Below are 16,554 nucleotides of genomic sequence, written 5' to 3' on the forward strand. Positions count from 1 at the left end.
CGCGATCACGGACGTCTGATGTCCATGATACGAGGTCAATCTGAGCCGTACCACCTACTTGGTACACGATTGTATGACGTACGGCACCAAAGTCGGTCATCACCTCACCCGCGCGACCACAACCCCCAACCGGGGCCCGATAATGAACCCCGACCGTGCGCACCGAACAAGACCGCGAAGGACACCCGTTGCCGACATATCTGGTGGATCTCTCGGCCGATGTGATGCGCCGGCGGCTACCCGAGGCACTGAGCGTCTACGTCGAGGCGATGCGCTATCCGCGCGGCACCGAGGAGCAGCGTGCGTCGATGTGGCTGGAACACACGCGCAGGGTGGGCTGGAAAGCCGTCGCAGCGCTCGACGGCGCCGAACTGCTCGGTGTCGCGTACGGCTACAGCGGGGCGCCCGATCAATGGTGGCAACAACAGGTCGTGCACGGCCTGCGCCGCATCGGCACCGATCCGGACCGGGCAGAGGCGCTGCTCGGCGACTATTTCGAGCTCACCGAACTGCACATCCACCCACGCGCCCAGGGGCACGGTCTCGGTGAGGCCCTGGCCCGCCGGCTGCTCGCTGGGCGCACCGAGGCACACGTGCTGCTGTCCACGCCGGAGATCAACGGTGAGGCAAACCGGGCCTGGCGGCTGTACCGCAGACTCGGGTTCGGCGATGTGATCCGCGACTACCACTTCGCCGGCGATCCCCGGGCCTTCGCCATCCTCGGCCGGTCGCTGCCCCTGGACTGACCGGGTCTGGCACGATTGCCAGGTGCATGCGCGCCCCCGCCGCCACCGGCTTCCCGCCCTGGTCCTGCTGCTGTTGATCCTCGTCCCACTGGCCGTCGGATGTGTCCGGGTGCGGGCCTCGATCACGGTGTCCCCCGATGACCGGGTGTCCGGTCAGATCGTCGCCGCCGCCATCCCCCGCGACGACGATGACAAGGGGCCCCAGTTGCTGAACTCCCTGCCGTTCAGCAACAAGGTGGCGGTCTCGAGGTACGAGCGCGGTGATTACGTCGGCTCCCAGGCGGTGTTCTCCGACCTGACCTTCGCCGAGTTGCCGCAGCTGGCGAACATGAACCGTGATGCCGCCGGGGTCGACATCTCCCTGCGGCGCGCCGGCAACCTGGTGATCCTCGAGGGACGGGTGGACCTCACCTCGCTGAGCGACCCCGAGGCCGACGTCTCGCTCAGTGTCTCCTTTCCCGGCGAGGTGACCTCCACCAATGGCGACCAGATATCGAGCGACGTCGTCGAATGGAAGCTCAAGCCCGGCGTCGTGACCACGATGAACGCCCAGGCCCGCTACACCGATCCCAGCGCGCGATCGTTCACCGGTGCGGCGATCTCGCTGGGCATCGGATCGCTGATCGTGGCGGGCATCCTCGCCTCGGTCGCCTGGGTGAGCCGCGACCAGTCCCCGAAGATCGGCGCCGACTGATACCGGCCACCGCGCACATTTGGCCTGACGACCGCATAATTGCGTGGTTGTAGGCGTGCCTGACTGCCAGGAGGCACCGGCCACGCTCTACGCTGAAGACGCTCGGGGGAGCAAATCGGGATCAGAAAGGGGCGACCGCTGAGCGTGTACACAGCGGCACCGTCGGCCGCCGAGTTGGTGAACGCCGTGGTCGAGCAGCTTCGGCAGTATCTGGCCGAACGCCGGCGCGATTCCGCCTACATCGGTCCCGAGTACGCCGAGCTGACGGCGGCCCTCGAAGAATTCGTCCTCCGCGGCGGCAAACGCGTGCGACCGGCCTTCGCCTACTGGGGCTGGCGGGCGGTGGCCGGCGAAGACCGGCAGTCCGACGCACAGGCCCTGCGGCTCTTCTCCGCGCTGGAACTGCTGCACGCCTGCGCGCTGGCCCACGACGACGTCATCGATGCGTCGGCGACCCGCCGCGGACTTCCGACCGTGCACCGGCATTTCGCCGACCGGCACCGCACCAACAGCTGGCTCGGCTCGTCCGAGCAGTTCGGCCTGTCGGCCGCGATCCTGCTCGGTGACCTGTCCCTGGTGTGGGCCGATGACATCGTCGCGACCGCCGACCTGCCCGCCGACGCACACGTCCGGGTGCACAAGGTGTGGGCCGATATCCGCACCGAGGTCCTGGGCGGGCAATACCTCGACATCGTGGCGGAATCCAGCGGTGCGGACTCGGTGGCGTCGGCGATGAACGTCAACACCTACAAGACCGCCTCCTACACGGTCTCGCGCCCGCTGCAGCTCGGAGCGGCCGCCGCGGCCGACCGCCCCGACGTGCAGGCCGTGTTCCACCAGATCGGCACCGACCTCGGCGTCGCCTTCCAGCTGCGCGATGACGTGCTCGGCGTGTTCGGCGATCCCCAGGTCACCGGGAAGCCGTCCGGAGACGACCTGCGTTCCGGCAAGCGCACCGTGTTGTTGGCCGAGGCGGTCGAACTCGCCGAACGCAGCGACCCGGCGGCGGCGAAGCTGCTGCGCGAGTCGATCGGCACCGAGCTGACCGATGTGGCCGTCAAAGAGGTGTGCATGGCCATCGAATCGGTCGGTGCGCTGGCCGCCGTGGAGAGCCGCATCGAAATGCTGAACCGCCGCGCCATCGCGACGCTCAACGAGGCCCAGATCGATCCGCAGGCCAAGATCGGCCTCGCCGAGCTGGCCAGTCTGGCGTCGAACCGGTCCGCCTGAGGAGATGACCACCCCGGCATCGGTCGAGTCCACGAGACGTGGTCTGCGCACGCAGCTTTCCCGGCTGCTGATCTTCGCCGCATCGCCCGAGGCGCGCCCGGCCCGGCTGGGTTTTCTCGGCGCGGCGCTCATCACCGCCGGCGGTCTCGGCGCGGGCAGCACCCGCCTGCACGATCCGCTGCTGGAGTCTCTGCACATGTCCTGGCTGCGTTTCGGCCACGGCCTGGTGCTGTCCTCGGTCCTGCTGTGGGGCGGCGTCGCGTTGATGTTGCTGGCCTGGATGTGGCTGGGGCGGCGCGTCGTCGATGGCACCGCGAGCCAGTACACGATGCTGGCGACCACCGGTTTCTGGTTGGCGCCGCTGCTGCTGAGCGCGCCGGTCTTCAGCCGCGACACCTATTCCTATCTGGCGCAGGGCGCGCTGCTGCGGGACGGTTTCGACCCCTACGTCGTCGGCCCGATCGAGAATCAGAACTCGCTGCTCGACGATGTGAGCCCGATCTGGACCACCACCACCGCCCCGTACGGTCCGGCGTTCATCCTGGTGGCGAAGTTCGTCACGATGATCGTCGGCAACAATGTCGTCGAGGGCACCATGCTGCTGCGGCTGTGCATGCTGCCCGGATTGGCCCTGCTGATCTGGGCGACGCCCCGGATCGCCCGCCATATCGGCGCCAACTCGGCTGCGGCCCTGTGGATCTGCGTGCTGAATCCGCTGGTGATCATCCACCTCATGGGCGGCGTGCACAACGAGATGCTGATGGTCGGGCTGATGATGGCCGCCATCGCGCTGACCTTCGGCGGCAGACCGATCATCGGGGTGGGGTTCATCGCCACCGCGGTCGCGGTCAAGGCGACCGCGGGTATCGCCCTGCCGTTCATGGTGTGGGTCTGGATGCGGCGACTGCGCGACACCCGCGGGTACCGTCCGGTGCCGGCCTTCGCCTTCGCGACCGCGGCGTCGGTGGCGATCTTCGGGGCGGTGTTCGCCGTGCTGTCCCTGCTGGCCGGGGTCGGCCTGGGTTGGCTGACCGCGCTGGCCGGTTCGGTGAAGATCATCAACTGGCTCACCCTGCCGACCGCGACGGCCAACCTGATCAACGCCGTCGGCGGGCTGGTCATGCCGGTCAATTTCTACGCGGTGCTCGAAGTCACCCGCATCATCGGCATCGCGATCATCGCGATCTCACTTCCGTTGTTGTGGTGGCGTTTCCGGCACACCGACCGCGATGCGCTGACCGGTATCACCCTGGCGCTCGGCGTGGTGGTGCTGTTCGTGCCCGCCGCGCTGCCCTGGTACTACACCTGGCCGCTGGCGGTGCTCTCGACGCTGTGGCAGAGCCGCGCCGCGATCGCGCTGATCGCCGGCTTCTCGACCTGGATCATGGTGATCTTCAAACCCGACGGCTCGCACGGCATGTACTCGTGGCTTCACGTGGCGCTGGCCACCGCGTGCGCGGTGGCGGCCTGGTACTCGCTGTCGCGGGCCCCGGAGGAACCTGCGGTCAGTAGGCCACGACCGGTGCCCGGTCAGTAGGCCACGACCGGTGCCCGGTCAGTAGGCCACGGCCGGTGCCCGGTCAGTAGGCCATAGCCTGCGCGCGCCGCAGCACCTCGCGGGCCTGATGGGAGCGCAACGCGTCCACCGGCCTGGCGTTCTCCAGGCGTTCGGTGCTGCCGTCCCGGCTCAGCGTCAGCGATGAATCCGGGGTGAACAACCAGCGCATCGCCTCGGTGACGTCGAAACCGCCGTCCTTGAGGACCACGAGCAGACCCGGAAGGGGTTTGACCACCGTGCCCTTCTCGTCGAAGAACACCTTCGGCACGACGAGGGAGCCATTGCGGCGCACCGCCATCAAGTGACCGTCGCGCAGATGCTGGTGCACCTTGGTGACCGAGACGCCGAGAAGCTTCGACACCTCGGCCAGTTCGAGGACGGTTTCGTCGGGGTCGAGGATGTCTTTGGCCGCCGGGATGCTCACCGCACAGATTCTAAGCGGACTCACCGAGATCCGTACCATGACTTCGATGGAGACCTACCAGCGAGCCGACCCGCTCATCGGCGCGGCGCTGGAAGGGCGCTACCGTGTCGACGCCGTGATCGCCACCGGCGGGATGTCCACGGTGTACCGCGGCCTGGACACCCGCCTGGACCGGCCGGTCGCGCTCAAGGTGATGGATTCGCGCTATTCCGGGGATGTCCAGTTCCTCACCCGGTTCCAGCGCGAGGCCAAGGCGGTGGCGCGGCTCAAGGGCGACGGCCTGGTGGCGGTGTACGACCAGGGCGGCGGAGCCCCTGGCGACGAGCCGCCGTTCCTGGTCATGGAACTGGTCGACGGGGGCACCCTGCGTGAACTGCTGCGCGAACGCGGGCCGATGCCGCCACACGCGGTCGCGGCGGTGTTGACGCCGATCTGCAACGGGTTGGCCGTCGCACACGCCGCGGGGCTGGTGCACCGCGATGTGAAACCGGAGAACGTGCTGATCTCCGATGACGGCGAGGTCAAGATCGCCGATTTCGGCCTGGTGCGGGCCGTCGCCGAGGCCGGAATCACCTCTACCAGCGTCATTCTCGGCACCGCCGCGTACCTGTCCCCCGAACAGGTCGGCTCCGGCGATTCGGACCCCCGCAGCGATGTGTACGCGGTGGGCATCCTGGCCTACGAACTGCTCACCGGGCGCACCCCGTTCACCGGGGACACCGCGCTGTCGGTGGCCTACCAGCGGATGGACAACGATGTGCCGCCGCCGAGTTCGGCCATCGCCGGGGTGCCCGCGCAGTTCGACGAACTGATCCGGCGGGCCACCGAACGCGACCCGGCCGCCCGGTTCGCCGACGCCGCGGAACTGGGCGATGCGCTGGGCGAGGTGATCGACGACCTCGGACTGCCCGCGTTCCGGGTTCCGGCACCGAACCAGTCGGCCCAGCACCGCGCCGCCACCGAATTCCACAGCCGGATGCTGCAGGACCGCAGCACCGACCGGCATCCGAATGTCGGCACCGCCGACGCCCGCCCGCCGGACCCGCGCCGCGACACCATGGTGTTCACGCCGGCCGAACTACCGCTGGCGGCCGACTCCCTGCGAGACGAGCCCGAATATCAGCCCGTCACAGGGCAATTCGCCGGTATAGAATTCGAGCACTTCCGCTGGGCCCGGCAGCGCAGCAAGCGGGTGCTGGCGGCCTGGGTGGTCATCGTGCTCATCCTGGCCGGAATGCTGGCGATGGGCGCTTGGACCTTGGGCAACAATCTGCCCAACCTCATCTGACCCCGGGTCGCTCCGCTCCAGCCCGCCGGATCCGATCTGACTAGCCGCGCAGCATCTCCGCGACCAGGAACGCCAGCTCCAGGGACTGCTGGGTGTTCAGCCGCGGATCGCAGGCGGTCTCGTAGCGGCCGGCCAGGTCGGAATCGGAGATGTCCTGTGCGCCACCGAGACATTCGGTGACGTTCTCACCGGTGATCTCGACATGGATACCGCCCGGATGGGTGCCCAGCGCGTGGTGCACCTCGAAGAATCCCTGGACCTCGTCGACGATGCGGTCGAAGTGCCGCGTCTTGTAACCGGTCGAGGACTCGTGGGTGTTGCCGTGCATCGGGTCGCACTGCCAGATCACCTGATGCCCGGAGGCCTGCACCTTCTCGATGATGGCCGGCAGCACGTCACGCACCTTGCCGTTGCCCATCCGGCTGATCAGGGTCAGCCGGCCCGGTTCGTTGCGGGGGTCCAGCCGTTCCACGTACTCGACGGCCAACTCCGGCGAGGTGGTCGGGCCGATCTTGATACCGATCGGGTTGGAGATCACCTCGGCCAGCGCCACATGGGCGCCGTCGATCTGCCGGGTGCGCTCACCGATCCACAGGTAGTGCGCGGACAGGTCGTAGAGCTTGGGCTCGTCGGTCGAGTCCGGCGCGGCACCTGAGTCCATCCGCAGCATCGCGCGTTCGTAGTCGAGCACCAGCGCCTCGTGGCTGGCGTAGATGTCGGCGGTGTCCAGGTTGCGGTCGTTGACCCCACAGGCCGTCATGAAGCGCAGCCCGCGGTCGATCTCACCGGCCAGTGCCTCGTACCGGGCCCCGGCGGGCGAGGTGCGCACGAACTCGCGGTTCCAGTCGTGCACCGCCTGCAGCGACGCCATCCCCGAGGAGGTCAGCGCACGAACCAGGTTCATCGCCGCGCTGGCATTCGCGTACGCACGTACCAATCGGGACGGGTCGTGCTGGCGGACGGCGTCGTCGGGGGCGAACCCGTTGATCATGTCGCCGCGGTAGGACTTCAGGCCCAGTGCGTCGGTGTCCGAGGAGCGTGGCTTGGCGTACTGGCCGGCAATCCGGGCCACCTTGACCACCGGCATGCTGGCGCCGTAGGTCAGCACCACGGCCATCTGCAGCAGGGTCCGGATGTTGGCGCGGATGTGCGGCTCGGTGTTGTCCACGAACGTCTCGGCGCAGTCGCCGCCCTGCAGCAGGAACGCCTCACCCCGGGCGACGGCGGCGAGCTGGGTCTTGAGCTTCTCGACCTCCGAGGGCACCGTCACCGGCGGGACGCTCTCCAGCACCGTGCGCATCGCCTTGGCCTGACCGGCATCCCAGCTGGGCTGCTGCAGCGCCGGCTTGGCCAGCGCGGAATCGAGGCGCTGGCGCAGGTCCTCGGGCAGTGGCGGGAGCGCGGGCAGCTGGTCGATGGGCACGTCGACGGTCCAGTTCACCGCTCCATGGTAGCCATCAGCGACCGGCGGCCCACCGGGCGTAGTCGTCGTCGTTCTCGGTCATGATCTGGAAGCGCCGCAGGTTGTGCTTGGCGTCGACCAGTGCGTCGTGGGTGTCGCGGGGGCGCGGCGGCATCCGCGGGCTGCCGCGCTCCTCCCAGTACTGCCGCAGCTCCCGGGTGAACCGGGGGATCTGCGGCGGCAGGCTGGTCATCGGCCCCCACAGCTGGCACAGCACCACGTGGTCATAGGCCGCCACCCAGGCCCACAGTTCGATCGCCTCGTCACCGTCGATGCCGAAGAACTCCTCCAGGTCCTCCCGGATCTGCCTGCGTGAGCGCCACAGTTGCGATGACGGCGGCGGGAGTTTCGGCAGCACATGGGTACGGACCCACTTGCCTGCCTGCTCCGGCGGGAATTCGTTTGACACGGCGTAATACTCGCGGCCGTCCTCGGCGGCCACCCCGATCGAGATGAGCTCGATGGTGCGACCGTTGTCGATGAACTCGGTGTCATAGAAAAAGCGCATGGATCAAGCAACTCCCTGGCTGGGGGCGGGCGGTGCCGGCGCGGCATGGATTTCGCGGTCCAGTTCCTCGTTGACCTTGGCATCGTCCGGAAAGTGCGGTTCGCCGGCGACCACGTGCTGCACCCACAACTTCGCCTGCACCACCGGCCGGCGCAACCTGCGTTCCCGTTCCAGCGCCGTGTGCATCTTGCGGGGTCGCGTCGTGTAGCGCCAGCGGGCCCACGGCGCGTGCGGCCGGGACAGCCGCAGCGCGCCGATGAACAGCAACGGGGTGATGAACATACCCACCAGACCGGTCCACACCTTGCCCTTGAGCAGCACCACCACCGCCAACGCCAGCGTCAGCACCGCCAGCACGATGACCAGCGCTCGGGCCGCCAGGGTGTCATCGGCCCGCCAGATGTTGATATCGAAGAAGGACAGCGGGTTGAACCCGAGGATCAGCAGTCCCGCCACGGCGATCGCCACGAACACGGCGTCCACCGAGGTGCGGCCGTCCTCGGCCCAGTACACGTCCTGCAGGTGCAGGATGAGCGCGAACTCGTCGAGCACCAATGCCGCCCCGATACCGAAAAGGATTGCGGCGACCGTGAACTCCGCGACCCCGCCGCTGACCGCCATCGTCACCATGGCCACCCCGGACACCATCACCAGGACGACGCCGATCACCACATGGTGCAGGTGAACGCCGCCCCCGACGGACATGTTGCGCGGTTGCCACCATTTGCGCGGCGCGTCGGTGCCGGGGTGGCTGCGGATGTAACGGACGATCAGACGGGTCACGAAGAACGTCAGGATGAAAGCGATCAGGCAGCACAGTAGTGGTAGGCGGTCCCCGGTGATGAAGTCCAGCTGGACGTTCAGATGCACGGTCGAGAAGATACGCCGGTCGGTACCGGCTCCGCGGCATCGGCCACCGTGTGCCGTCCATCGCGTCGCCGGCCCCCGATAGGCTGGTCGGCGAAATGAGGATTCGGTGGACGCCCGACGGGCCGGCTGGGCGATCTGCCATCGGGCGGGCCGGGCCCGGTCATGTGCTGCTGTGGCGGCTGTTCCAGCTGGCCACGCTGGGCTTGCTGGCCTGGGCGGGGTGGCGACTTCTCGGCCACGCCATCTATCGCATCGATATCGACGTGTACCGGATGGGTGGACGCGCCTGGCTGGACGGCACGGAACTCTACAACGACGCCACCGTCTTCCAGACCCAGGCCGGGCTGGACCTGCCGTTCACCTATCCCCCGCTGGCCGCCGTCGCGTTCGCCCCATTCGCGTGGTTGTCACTGCCCGCGGCCAGCGCCGCGATCACCCTGACCACCCTGGTGCTGCTGATCGTCTCGACGCATATCGTGCTGACCCGGCTGCGGGTGTGGGACACGTCGTCATTGCGGACGCCCGCCTGGGCGCGCCGCGGCTGGCTGGCCACCGCGCTGGTCGCCCCCGCGGTGGTCTTCGTCGAACCCATCCGGGCCAACTTCGAGTTCGGACAGATCAACGTGGTGCTGATGACACTGGTGATCGCCGACTGCGTGCCGCGCCGCACACCGTGGCCGCGCGGCCTGCTGCTGGGACTGGCCATCGCCGTCAAGCTGACACCGGCGGTCTTCCTGCTGTATTTCCTGCTGCGCCGCGATGTACGCGCGCTGCTGGTGACCGCGGCCTCGGCGCTGGCAGCCACCCTGCTCGGATTCGCCCTGGCCTGGCGCGACTCCTGGGTGTACTGGTTCGAGACATTGCGCGACACCGACCGCATCGGGTCCGCCACCCTGAACACCAACCAGAACATCTCGGGCATGCTGGCCCGGCTCGGCGCCGGTGAGGACGCCCGCTTCGGGCTGTGGGTCGTGTTGTGCTTCGCGGTGCTGGGGCTCACCGTCTGGGCGGTGTTGCGACTGCTGCGTGCGGGCCCCGAGAGCGACGAGGCGGTGCTGGCGGTGATCTGCGTGGCGATGTTCGGCCTCGTGGTGTCCCCGGTGTCGTGGTCACATCACTGGGTGTGGGTGCTGCCCACCGTGGTGGTGACCGTGGTGGTCGGGCTACGCCGTCGCCGTTTGGTCCTGGTGCTGGCCGGCCTGGCGGGTCTGGCGCTGACGATCTGGACGCCGATCACCCTGATGCCCGAGCACCAGGAAACCGCGGCGTCACTGTGGCGTCGGCTGGCCGGCGGCTCGTACCTGTGGTGGGCGCTCGCGGTGATCATCGCGGCGGGCACCGTGCCCGCGGCGGCGGCCACCGTCGAGGGCGAACAGCCCGCCGACCCGCTGCCCGCGGCGAAGACGCCCTAACCGGCCTTCGCGGTGACCGCGGCCGGGGCCGGGGCCTTGGCCTCTTCGGCCGCCAGCTTGAGATCGGCGGCGTAGAGGTCCACGTACTCCTGACCACCGAGACGCATCAGCTCGTACATCACCTCGTCGATGACGGCGCGCTCGATGAAGCGGTTACCGGCCAATCCCTCGAACCGGCTGAAATCCATCGGCTTACCGAAACGGACCTCGACGCGGCCGAAATGCCACATCTTGCTGCCGGGCGGGTTGACGACGTTGGTTCCGATCATCGCGACGGGAATCACCGGGATACCGCTCTCCAGGGCGACCCGGGCCAGGCCGGTCTTGCCCTTGTACAGCCGGCCGTCCGGGGAACGGGTTCCCTCGGGGTACATCCCGAGCAATTTGCCCTCGCCGAGAATTCGCTGCGCCGTCGTCAGCGCAGCGAGCGCGGAGTCGGCATCGGTGCGGTCGATCGGCACCTGGCCGGTCGAGGAGTAGAAGAACTTGGTCAGCTTGCCCTTGAGACCGGTGCCGGTGAAGTACTCGGCCTTAGCCAGGAAGGTGATACGACGCTTGAGCACCAGCGGCAAATAGAAGCTGTCCGCGACGGCCAGGTGATTACTGGCCAGGATCACCGCACCGGAATCCGGAACGTATTCCAGCCCTTGCACTTTCGGTCGGCCGAGCAGCGACAGCAACGGGCCCATCAAGATGTACTTGTAGAACCAGAACCACATGGACCCTCCTGCAACGGCACCCGGTTCCGAGACCGGGCCGGACGGGGACAACTGTACCCAGGCTGCGTGAGTGCGACCACACGTGATCCGTCAGTCGTCCAACGTCACCGGGATCTGCTCGTAGCGGCTGAATCCGTTCGGCGGCCGATCGCCGTCGGCGGGCGGCGGCGGTGGCGGTGGGGGCGGCTCCGGATCGCCGACCATCGCACGGATCACCGTCAGCAGCGCCACGCTGTGCTCGGCGATCACCGACAGCAGCGGATGCTGTTCGCCGTTCACCAGCGCGGCCAGCGCGCAGACCGGGCACCACACCTGCTGGCACGGCCCGGGCCCGGCGCCGTCGGCGCCGGCACGTGCGGCCGCCAGCCGCACCGCCGGATCGAGCTTGTCCAGGATCGCCTGGGCCAGTTGCCGCAGTTCCGGCGGGATGTCGGAGTGTTGCCCGCTCACTTCGGCCACACCTCCGGATTCGGTCTGAAACGTACCGTCAACTCCCCGCCCCGGAACTGTGCGCCGATCACGCTGCAGCGCCGCAGCACCGAGGCCAATCGAACCCGCCGCCGCATACCGCCGGAGCCGATGATGAGGTCATCGTCGACCCGGCCGAGTGTCAGCGCACCGGGGTCGACCTGCGGCAACTCTATCCGCATCCGGTACACCGCATCGAGGCCGGTTCCGGATTCACGATCCACCACCGGGCGCAATGGCCCGGGCGGCGGCGATCCGTCCCGTAGCCGGGCGGCCTCCAGGAGTTCACCGAGCGCCTTGGGTCCGATCGGCTCACCCGCCAGATGCGGCACCAGCACCAGCTTCACATCGCCGATGGCCGCGTCCAGCTCGTCGAGCACCGCCTGCTGTTCGGCGATCCGCTCGGAATACCAGTCGAATGCCGGGTGGGCCGGAAGGTTCCGATACTCGAATGAATCGTCTTGCACCAGAATCTGGTTGACCAGTAGCTCGGCGACGGGCACGCCCATCAGCGCCAGCGAGCCGAGGGTACGGGCCGCCTCGGCGGCGACCACCCGCTCGGCAGTGAGCACCAGATGCGCGCTCACCCGCGAGGCGTCGGCAAGCAGCGCCGAGAGCCTCTCGGTGCCGTCGGCGATCCGCTCCACCCACGTCACCGCGGCGGCCGAGGCCGCGTCGGCGGCCGGCTGCGCGAGGCGGCGGTGCCGCGGCCAGGCCCGCTCCAGGTAGAGGCCGAAGGTGGCCGGCAGGGTCAGCATCCGCAATGCATCGGCGGTGGAGGCGCAGTCCACCACCACGTGATCCCACCGGCCGGAGTCTGCGAGCTCGCCGACCTCGTGCAGCCCGAGCACCTCCTGGACGCCGGGCAATGCCGAAAGTTCTTCCGGGGCAATAGTTCCCAGATCTGACAGCGGGTACTTCTGCTCCAGGACACCGGCGATGTCACGCCAGCGGGCCTCCAGCAGCGCCAGGGTGTCCAGGGCCAGCGCGTCCAGGAAACCGCCGTCACCGGGTCCGATGTCCAGGTCGGCCAGCACCCTGGTCGGCTCGCGCTTGCCGGTCGGGACGATGCTGACGCCCAGCACATCGCCGGTGGAATGGGCCTGGTCGGTGGACACGATGAGCACCCGCAGCCCGCTGCGCGCGTCACGCACAGCGGTGGCGGTGGCCAACGTGGACTTGCCTACCCCACCCTTGCCGACGAACAGGCTGACCCGGGCGGGCGCGGGTGAATTCTCCGCACTCAGCTCACTGCACCTCGACTCGCTTCTTGAGATCCTTCAGCGCGGTGTCGGTGAGCCGGCGCTCCGCCTTGCGCTTGAGCAGCCCGATCATCGGGATGACCAGGTCGACGGAGAGTTCATAGGTCACATCGGTACCGGAACCCTTGGGAGACAACCGATACGCACCCTGCAGCGCTTTCAGCAGGGAGCTGGAGACCAGAGTCCAGGTGACGGACTGACGGTCGGCGGGCCAGTCATAGGACAGCACCATCGTGTCCTTGAGCACCGCGGCGTCCAGCACCAGCCGGGCCGTCTTCGGATTCCCCGCCCCGTCGGCGTCGAGCACCTCGGCTTCCTTGTATTCGGCCACCCATTCCGGGTAGGAGCCGATATCGGCGATCACGTCCATCACCGTCGAGGGATCAGCCTCGATGTAAATCGTCTGCGCCGTCTTCTCCGCCACGCCCAGAAATGTACCCGTACTCGGCTCGCTTCATGCCAGCCGTGACACCCCCACCGGGCGCTGCGCCTCGAGGCAGGTCTTGATCTCGAAGGCCATTCTCTTGCCCGCCACCCGGCGGTTGTGATTGAGCTTTGCCAGATCGAGCTGCGCGCGGTCACCGGGCGGCTCGGCGTGCAGGAAGTAGTGCAGGATGACGCCGTCCATCATCGTTTCCAGCCACACCTCCATGGTGCCGGTCAAACCGCCCGCCACGGTCCAGCGCTGGCCTGCCGGACCGCGGTCCTCGACCACCGTGAGCCGCAGATCCGGCCACCAGCGCCGCCAGCAGGCCGGGTCGGCGACCGCCCGCCCGACATCGGCCGGGTCGGCGCACACAAAGGTCTCATCGGCGATCTGCACGCTGTTCATCGCCCAATAGCTTCACACATGGGTTGCGAGCGCTGTGACCTAGCTGACTGGGCGGCCGACTAGGCTGTCGCCAGAAAATCCGTCACCAGGACCCGAGGGGCCAAGATCGTGCGTGAGTTCACCGTTCCGGCATCGTTCGAGATCGCCGAGTATGACACCGTCGTCAGCTCGGTCTATGCACATGAGCGCGAGGATCCCGACCAGGTGATCTTCCAGCGTCAGGTGGACGGCGCCTGGACCGATGTCACCTGCGCCCAGGCGGCAGCCCAGATTCGTTCGGCGGCTTTGGGTTTGATCGCCCATGGCATTCAGGCCGGCGACCGGGTCGCCCTCCTGTCGGCAACCCGCTATGAATGGCCGATCTTCGACTTCGCGATCCTGTCGATCGGCGCCGTCACCGTCCCGATCTACGAGACATCGGCCCCCGAGCAGATCCGGCACGTGCTCAACGATTCGGGCGCGGTGCTGGTGATCGCCGAGACCGATGCCCATGCCGACCGGGTCGAGCAACTCACCGACCAGCTGCCCGACGTGCGTGCGGTGCTGCGCATCGAGAGCAGCACTGCCGAGCCCGCCCTCGACGTGCTGGCCAAAGCCGGGCAGACCGAGGACGCCGCTGCCCTCGAAGCCCGGGTCGGTGCCATCAAGTCAGGCGATCCCGCAACGCTGATCTACACCTCGGGCACCACCGGCCTGCCCAAGGGCTGCCAGCTCACCCATTCCAACCTGCTCTACGAGATCCGCGGCGCCAAGGCGGCCTTCCCGACGCTGCTGCGCAAGGGTGAGCGGCTGCTGGTCTTCCTGCCCCTGGCGCACGTGCTGGCCCGGGCGATCACCATCGGCGCGTTCGCCAACAAGGTCACCCTCGGCTTCACCAGCGATATCAAGAACCTGGTGCCCGCGCTCGGGGTGTTCAAACCGACGCTGGTGGTGTCGGTGCCGCGGGTCTTCGAGAAGGTGTACAACACTGCCGAGCAGAACGCGCGCAACGACGGCAAGGGCCGCATCTTCGAGATCGCCGCCAACACCGCCATCGAGTTCAGCCAGGCCCAGGACGGCACCGGCCCCGGTCTGGTCCTGAAGCTCAAGCACGCGCTGTTCGACAAGCTGGTCTATGGCAAGCTGCGGGCCGCGCTCGGCGGCAACTGCCGCGCCGCGATCTCCGGCGGCGCACCGCTGGGCGCCAGACTCGGGCACTTCTACCGCGGTGTCGGACTGACCATCTACGAAGGCTACGGATTGACCGAGAGCAGCGCCGCGGTCACCGCCAACCAGGTGGGCGCCGTCAAGGTCGGTTCGGTCGGAAAGTTGTTGCCCGGCAACAGCATGCGGCTCGCCGATGATCATGAGCTGCTGCTGCGCGGCGGCGTGGTGTTCGGCGGCTACTGGCGCAACGAACAGGCCACCGCGGATGCGTTCACCGACGGCTGGTTCCACACCGGCGACCTCGGCGCGATCGATGCCGACGGTTTCCTGACGATCATCGGCCGCAAGAAGGAGATCATCGTCACCGCGGGCGGCAAGAACGTCGCCCCGGCCCCGCTGGAGGACAAACTGCGCGCACACCCGCTGATCAGCCAGGCGATGTGCGTGGGCGACGCCCAACCCTTCATCGCCGCCTTGATCACCATCGATCCCGAGGCCTTCGAGGGCTGGAAACAGCGCCACGGGAAGAATGCGGCTGCCACGGTGGCAGATCTGACCCAGGACCCCGACCTACTCGCCGAGATCCAATCTGCGGTCGATGAGGCCGACGAATCGGTGTCCAAGGCCGAGGCGATCCGCACGTTCCGGATCCTGCCGGTCGACTTCACCGAGGACACCGGTGAGCTGACGCCGACGCTGAAGGTCAAGCGCAAGGTGGTCGCCGAGAAGTTCGCCGACCAGATCGCGGCGATCTACGCCTGATTCCCTGGTCTCAGGGCGTCAGCAGTCGCTGCAGTCGCGTGCCCTGGGTACGCCATTGCCAGTTCTGCACGACCCAATCCCGCCCCGCCGCCCCCATCCGGGTGGCGGTGGCGGGGTCGGCGAGCAGATCGCTGACCGCCGTGGCGATGGCGTCGACATCGGTGCCGTCGACCACCCAGCCGGTCTCACCGTCTCGCACCGTCTCCGGGGCGCCGCCGGAGCGGCCCGCCACCACCGGCACGCCGGAGGCCGAGGCCTCCAGGAACACGATGCCCAGGCCCTCGACGTCCAGACCCGCACCGCGGGTGCGGCATGGCATGGCGAAGACATCGGCCATGGCGTGGTGGGCCGGTAGCTCCGCGCCGGGGACGCCGCCGGTGAACAGCACATCGTCGGCGACGCCCGCGCGCTGCGCGAGCGTCTCCAGGTTCTCCCGATACGGTCCGCCGCCGACGATCACCAGGGCCGCACCGGGAACCCGCCGCCGGATCCGGCCGAACGCGCGGATCAACATGTCCTGGCCCTTGCGCGGAACCAGCCGGGAGAGGCACAACACCACCGGCCGGTCCCCCAGCCCGTACCTCGCGCGCAGTTGCGCACGCGAGACGGTATCGGGCGCGAAGCGGTCGATGTCCACCCCGGGTGACAGTCGCTCCAGGCGGGCCCGCGGGCCGAATGCCGATGCGAACCGGCCCCGGGTGTAGCCGCTGACATAGGTGACCACGTCGGCGTCGTCGCCGATGCGACGCAGCGCATTGCGCGCCAGCGGCAACATCGACCAGCCGACCTCATGGCCGTGCGTGCTGGCCACCACCCGGGTCGCCCCGGCACGCCGGGCCAGCGGTGACAGCAGCGCCAGCGGGGCCGCCGCGCCGAACCACACCGTCTCGATGTCGTGCTCGTCAATCAGGGCGCGCATCCGGCCCGCGACCGTCGGCTCGGGCAACATCAGGGTGCTCTGGTGTCGCACCACCCGGTATCCGGATGCCTCGGCGGCCGCCTTGTCGTAGTCGGCGGCGCCCTTCCACGAGGGCGCGTACACGGTCAGTTCGTGGCCGCCCGTCGCGGTCAGTTCCCCGACGAAGGCCTCCAGGTAGGACTGGATGCCGCCGCGGCGCGGGGGGAAGTCGTTGGTCACCAACAGCACCCGTGTCATCGCTCTCCTCACTACCG

At 68.3% G+C, this 16,554-nt stretch carries 17 protein-coding genes; 7 read left to right on the forward strand and 10 right to left on the reverse strand.

Annotation, left to right across the window (positions count from 1 at the left end):
- Positions 1 to 188: 188 nt before the first annotated feature.
- The 4 genes from C6A86_RS17415 (at position 189) to C6A86_RS17430 (ending at position 4,207) form a co-directional block, all read left to right on the forward strand.
- Positions 189 to 746, forward strand: coding sequence for an N-acetyltransferase (locus C6A86_RS17415; RefSeq protein ID WP_199196384.1), 558 nt, complete (start codon positions 189 to 191; stop codon positions 744 to 746).
- Between the two features lie 22 nt (positions 747 to 768).
- On the forward strand, positions 769 to 1,440 hold the full coding sequence (locus C6A86_RS17420) for an LppM family (lipo)protein (RefSeq protein WP_105365630.1): 672 nt from the start codon (positions 769 to 771) through the stop codon (positions 1,438 to 1,440).
- A 144-nt stretch (positions 1,441 to 1,584) separates the two neighbouring features.
- Positions 1,585 to 2,670 (forward strand): bifunctional (2E,6E)-farnesyl/geranyl diphosphate synthase, encoded by a 1,086-nt coding sequence (gene idsA2 / locus C6A86_RS17425; protein WP_105365629.1) that lies wholly within the window; start codon positions 1,585 to 1,587, stop codon positions 2,668 to 2,670.
- A 4-nt stretch (positions 2,671 to 2,674) separates the two neighbouring features.
- Entirely contained in the window at positions 2,675 to 4,207 is a 1,533-nt protein-coding gene (locus tag C6A86_RS17430; RefSeq protein ID WP_105365628.1) for an alpha-(1->6)-mannopyranosyltransferase A, read from the forward strand.
- A gap of 43 nt (positions 4,208 to 4,250) precedes the next feature.
- Here C6A86_RS17430 and C6A86_RS17435 read toward each other — a convergent pair whose 3' ends face one another.
- Positions 4,251 to 4,652: an Rv2175c family DNA-binding protein gene (locus C6A86_RS17435; protein WP_311100807.1), complete on the reverse strand. Its 402-nt coding sequence runs from the start codon at positions 4,650 to 4,652 to the stop codon at positions 4,251 to 4,253.
- Between the two features lie 37 nt (positions 4,653 to 4,689).
- Between C6A86_RS17435 and C6A86_RS17440 the strand changes: the two genes are divergently transcribed.
- Positions 4,690 to 5,940: a protein kinase domain-containing protein gene (locus C6A86_RS17440; protein ID WP_105365626.1), complete on the forward strand. Its 1,251-nt coding sequence runs from the start codon at positions 4,690 to 4,692 to the stop codon at positions 5,938 to 5,940.
- A gap of 40 nt (positions 5,941 to 5,980) precedes the next feature.
- On the opposite strand, the gene C6A86_RS17445 is transcribed toward C6A86_RS17440, so the two are convergent.
- The 3 genes from C6A86_RS17445 to C6A86_RS17455 are packed head-to-tail and all read right to left on the reverse strand — an operon-like array spanning position 5,981 to position 8,780.
- Complete coding sequence (locus C6A86_RS17445; RefSeq protein WP_105365625.1) at positions 5,981 to 7,381, reverse strand: class II 3-deoxy-7-phosphoheptulonate synthase; 1,401 nt, start codon at positions 7,379 to 7,381, stop codon at positions 5,981 to 5,983.
- A gap of 16 nt (positions 7,382 to 7,397) precedes the next feature.
- A complete protein-coding gene (locus tag C6A86_RS17450; protein ID WP_105365624.1) occupies positions 7,398 to 7,910 on the reverse strand; it encodes a polyadenylate-specific 3'-exoribonuclease AS in 513 nt (170 codons plus the stop codon).
- Between the two features lie 3 nt (positions 7,911 to 7,913).
- Positions 7,914 to 8,780, reverse strand: coding sequence for a hypothetical protein (locus tag C6A86_RS17455; protein ID WP_105365623.1), 867 nt, complete (start codon positions 8,778 to 8,780; stop codon positions 7,914 to 7,916).
- A gap of 95 nt (positions 8,781 to 8,875) precedes the next feature.
- On the opposite strand from C6A86_RS17455, the gene C6A86_RS17460 reads away from it, so the two are divergent.
- Positions 8,876 to 10,192, forward strand: a complete 1,317-nt coding sequence (locus C6A86_RS17460) for a glycosyltransferase family 87 protein (RefSeq protein WP_105365655.1) — start codon at positions 8,876 to 8,878, stop codon at positions 10,190 to 10,192.
- Here the strand turns inward: C6A86_RS17460 and C6A86_RS17465 are convergent.
- The 5 genes from C6A86_RS17465 to C6A86_RS17485 all read right to left on the reverse strand — a co-directional run bounded on the left by C6A86_RS17465 (position 10,189) and on the right by C6A86_RS17485 (position 13,473).
- Positions 10,189 to 10,911, reverse strand: a complete 723-nt coding sequence (locus tag C6A86_RS17465) for a 1-acyl-sn-glycerol-3-phosphate acyltransferase (protein ID WP_105365622.1) — start codon at positions 10,909 to 10,911, stop codon at positions 10,189 to 10,191. The genes C6A86_RS17460 and C6A86_RS17465 overlap by 4 nt on opposite strands.
- 90 nt (positions 10,912 to 11,001) lie before the next feature.
- Positions 11,002 to 11,361 (reverse strand): hypothetical protein, encoded by a 360-nt coding sequence (locus C6A86_RS17470; RefSeq protein ID WP_105365654.1) that lies wholly within the window; start codon positions 11,359 to 11,361, stop codon positions 11,002 to 11,004.
- Positions 11,358 to 12,626, reverse strand: coding sequence for an ArsA family ATPase (locus C6A86_RS17475; protein WP_105365621.1), 1,269 nt, complete (start codon positions 12,624 to 12,626; stop codon positions 11,358 to 11,360). The genes C6A86_RS17470 and C6A86_RS17475 overlap by 4 nt, the downstream gene beginning before the upstream one ends.
- 1 nt (position 12,627) lies before the next feature.
- Positions 12,628 to 13,065 (reverse strand): SRPBCC family protein, encoded by a 438-nt coding sequence (locus tag C6A86_RS17480; RefSeq protein ID WP_105365620.1) that lies wholly within the window; start codon positions 13,063 to 13,065, stop codon positions 12,628 to 12,630.
- Between the two features lie 30 nt (positions 13,066 to 13,095).
- Positions 13,096 to 13,473, reverse strand: a complete 378-nt coding sequence (locus tag C6A86_RS17485) for an SRPBCC family protein (RefSeq protein ID WP_105365619.1) — start codon at positions 13,471 to 13,473, stop codon at positions 13,096 to 13,098.
- A gap of 108 nt (positions 13,474 to 13,581) precedes the next feature.
- Between C6A86_RS17485 and C6A86_RS17490 the strand changes: the two genes are divergently transcribed.
- Complete coding sequence (locus C6A86_RS17490; RefSeq protein ID WP_311100808.1) at positions 13,582 to 15,381, forward strand: long-chain fatty acid--CoA ligase; 1,800 nt, start codon at positions 13,582 to 13,584, stop codon at positions 15,379 to 15,381.
- A 10-nt stretch (positions 15,382 to 15,391) separates the two neighbouring features.
- On the opposite strand, the gene C6A86_RS17495 is transcribed toward C6A86_RS17490, so the two are convergent.
- Positions 15,392 to 16,537, reverse strand: a complete 1,146-nt coding sequence (locus tag C6A86_RS17495) for a glycosyltransferase family 4 protein (RefSeq protein WP_105362401.1) — start codon at positions 16,535 to 16,537, stop codon at positions 15,392 to 15,394.
- Positions 16,538 to 16,554 lie beyond the last annotated feature (17 nt).

This window comes from Mycobacterium sp. ITM-2016-00316 (assembly GCF_002968335.2).
Taxonomy (GTDB): Bacteria; Actinomycetota; Actinomycetes; order Mycobacteriales; family Mycobacteriaceae; genus Mycobacterium.

Excerpts from the sequence above, each read along its gene's own strand:
- C6A86_RS17430 (WP_105365628.1), top strand. The coding sequence starts at position 2,675 with ATGACCACCCCGGCATCGGTCGAGTCCACGAGACGTGGTCTGCGCACG.
- C6A86_RS17440 (WP_105365626.1), top strand. The coding sequence starts at position 4,690 with ATGACTTCGATGGAGACCTACCAGCGAGCCGACCCGCTCATCGGCGCG.
- C6A86_RS17450 (WP_105365624.1), bottom strand. The coding sequence starts at position 7,910 with ATGCGCTTTTTCTATGACACCGAGTTCATCGACAACGGTCGCACCATC.
- C6A86_RS17460 (WP_105365655.1), top strand. The coding sequence starts at position 8,876 with ATGAGGATTCGGTGGACGCCCGACGGGCCGGCTGGGCGATCTGCCATC.
- C6A86_RS17465 (WP_105365622.1), bottom strand. The coding sequence starts at position 10,911 with ATGTGGTTCTGGTTCTACAAGTACATCTTGATGGGCCCGTTGCTGTCG.
- C6A86_RS17485 (WP_105365619.1), bottom strand. The coding sequence starts at position 13,473 with ATGAACAGCGTGCAGATCGCCGATGAGACCTTTGTGTGCGCCGACCCG.
- C6A86_RS17495 (WP_105362401.1), bottom strand. The coding sequence starts at position 16,537 with ATGACACGGGTGCTGTTGGTGACCAACGACTTCCCCCCGCGCCGCGGC.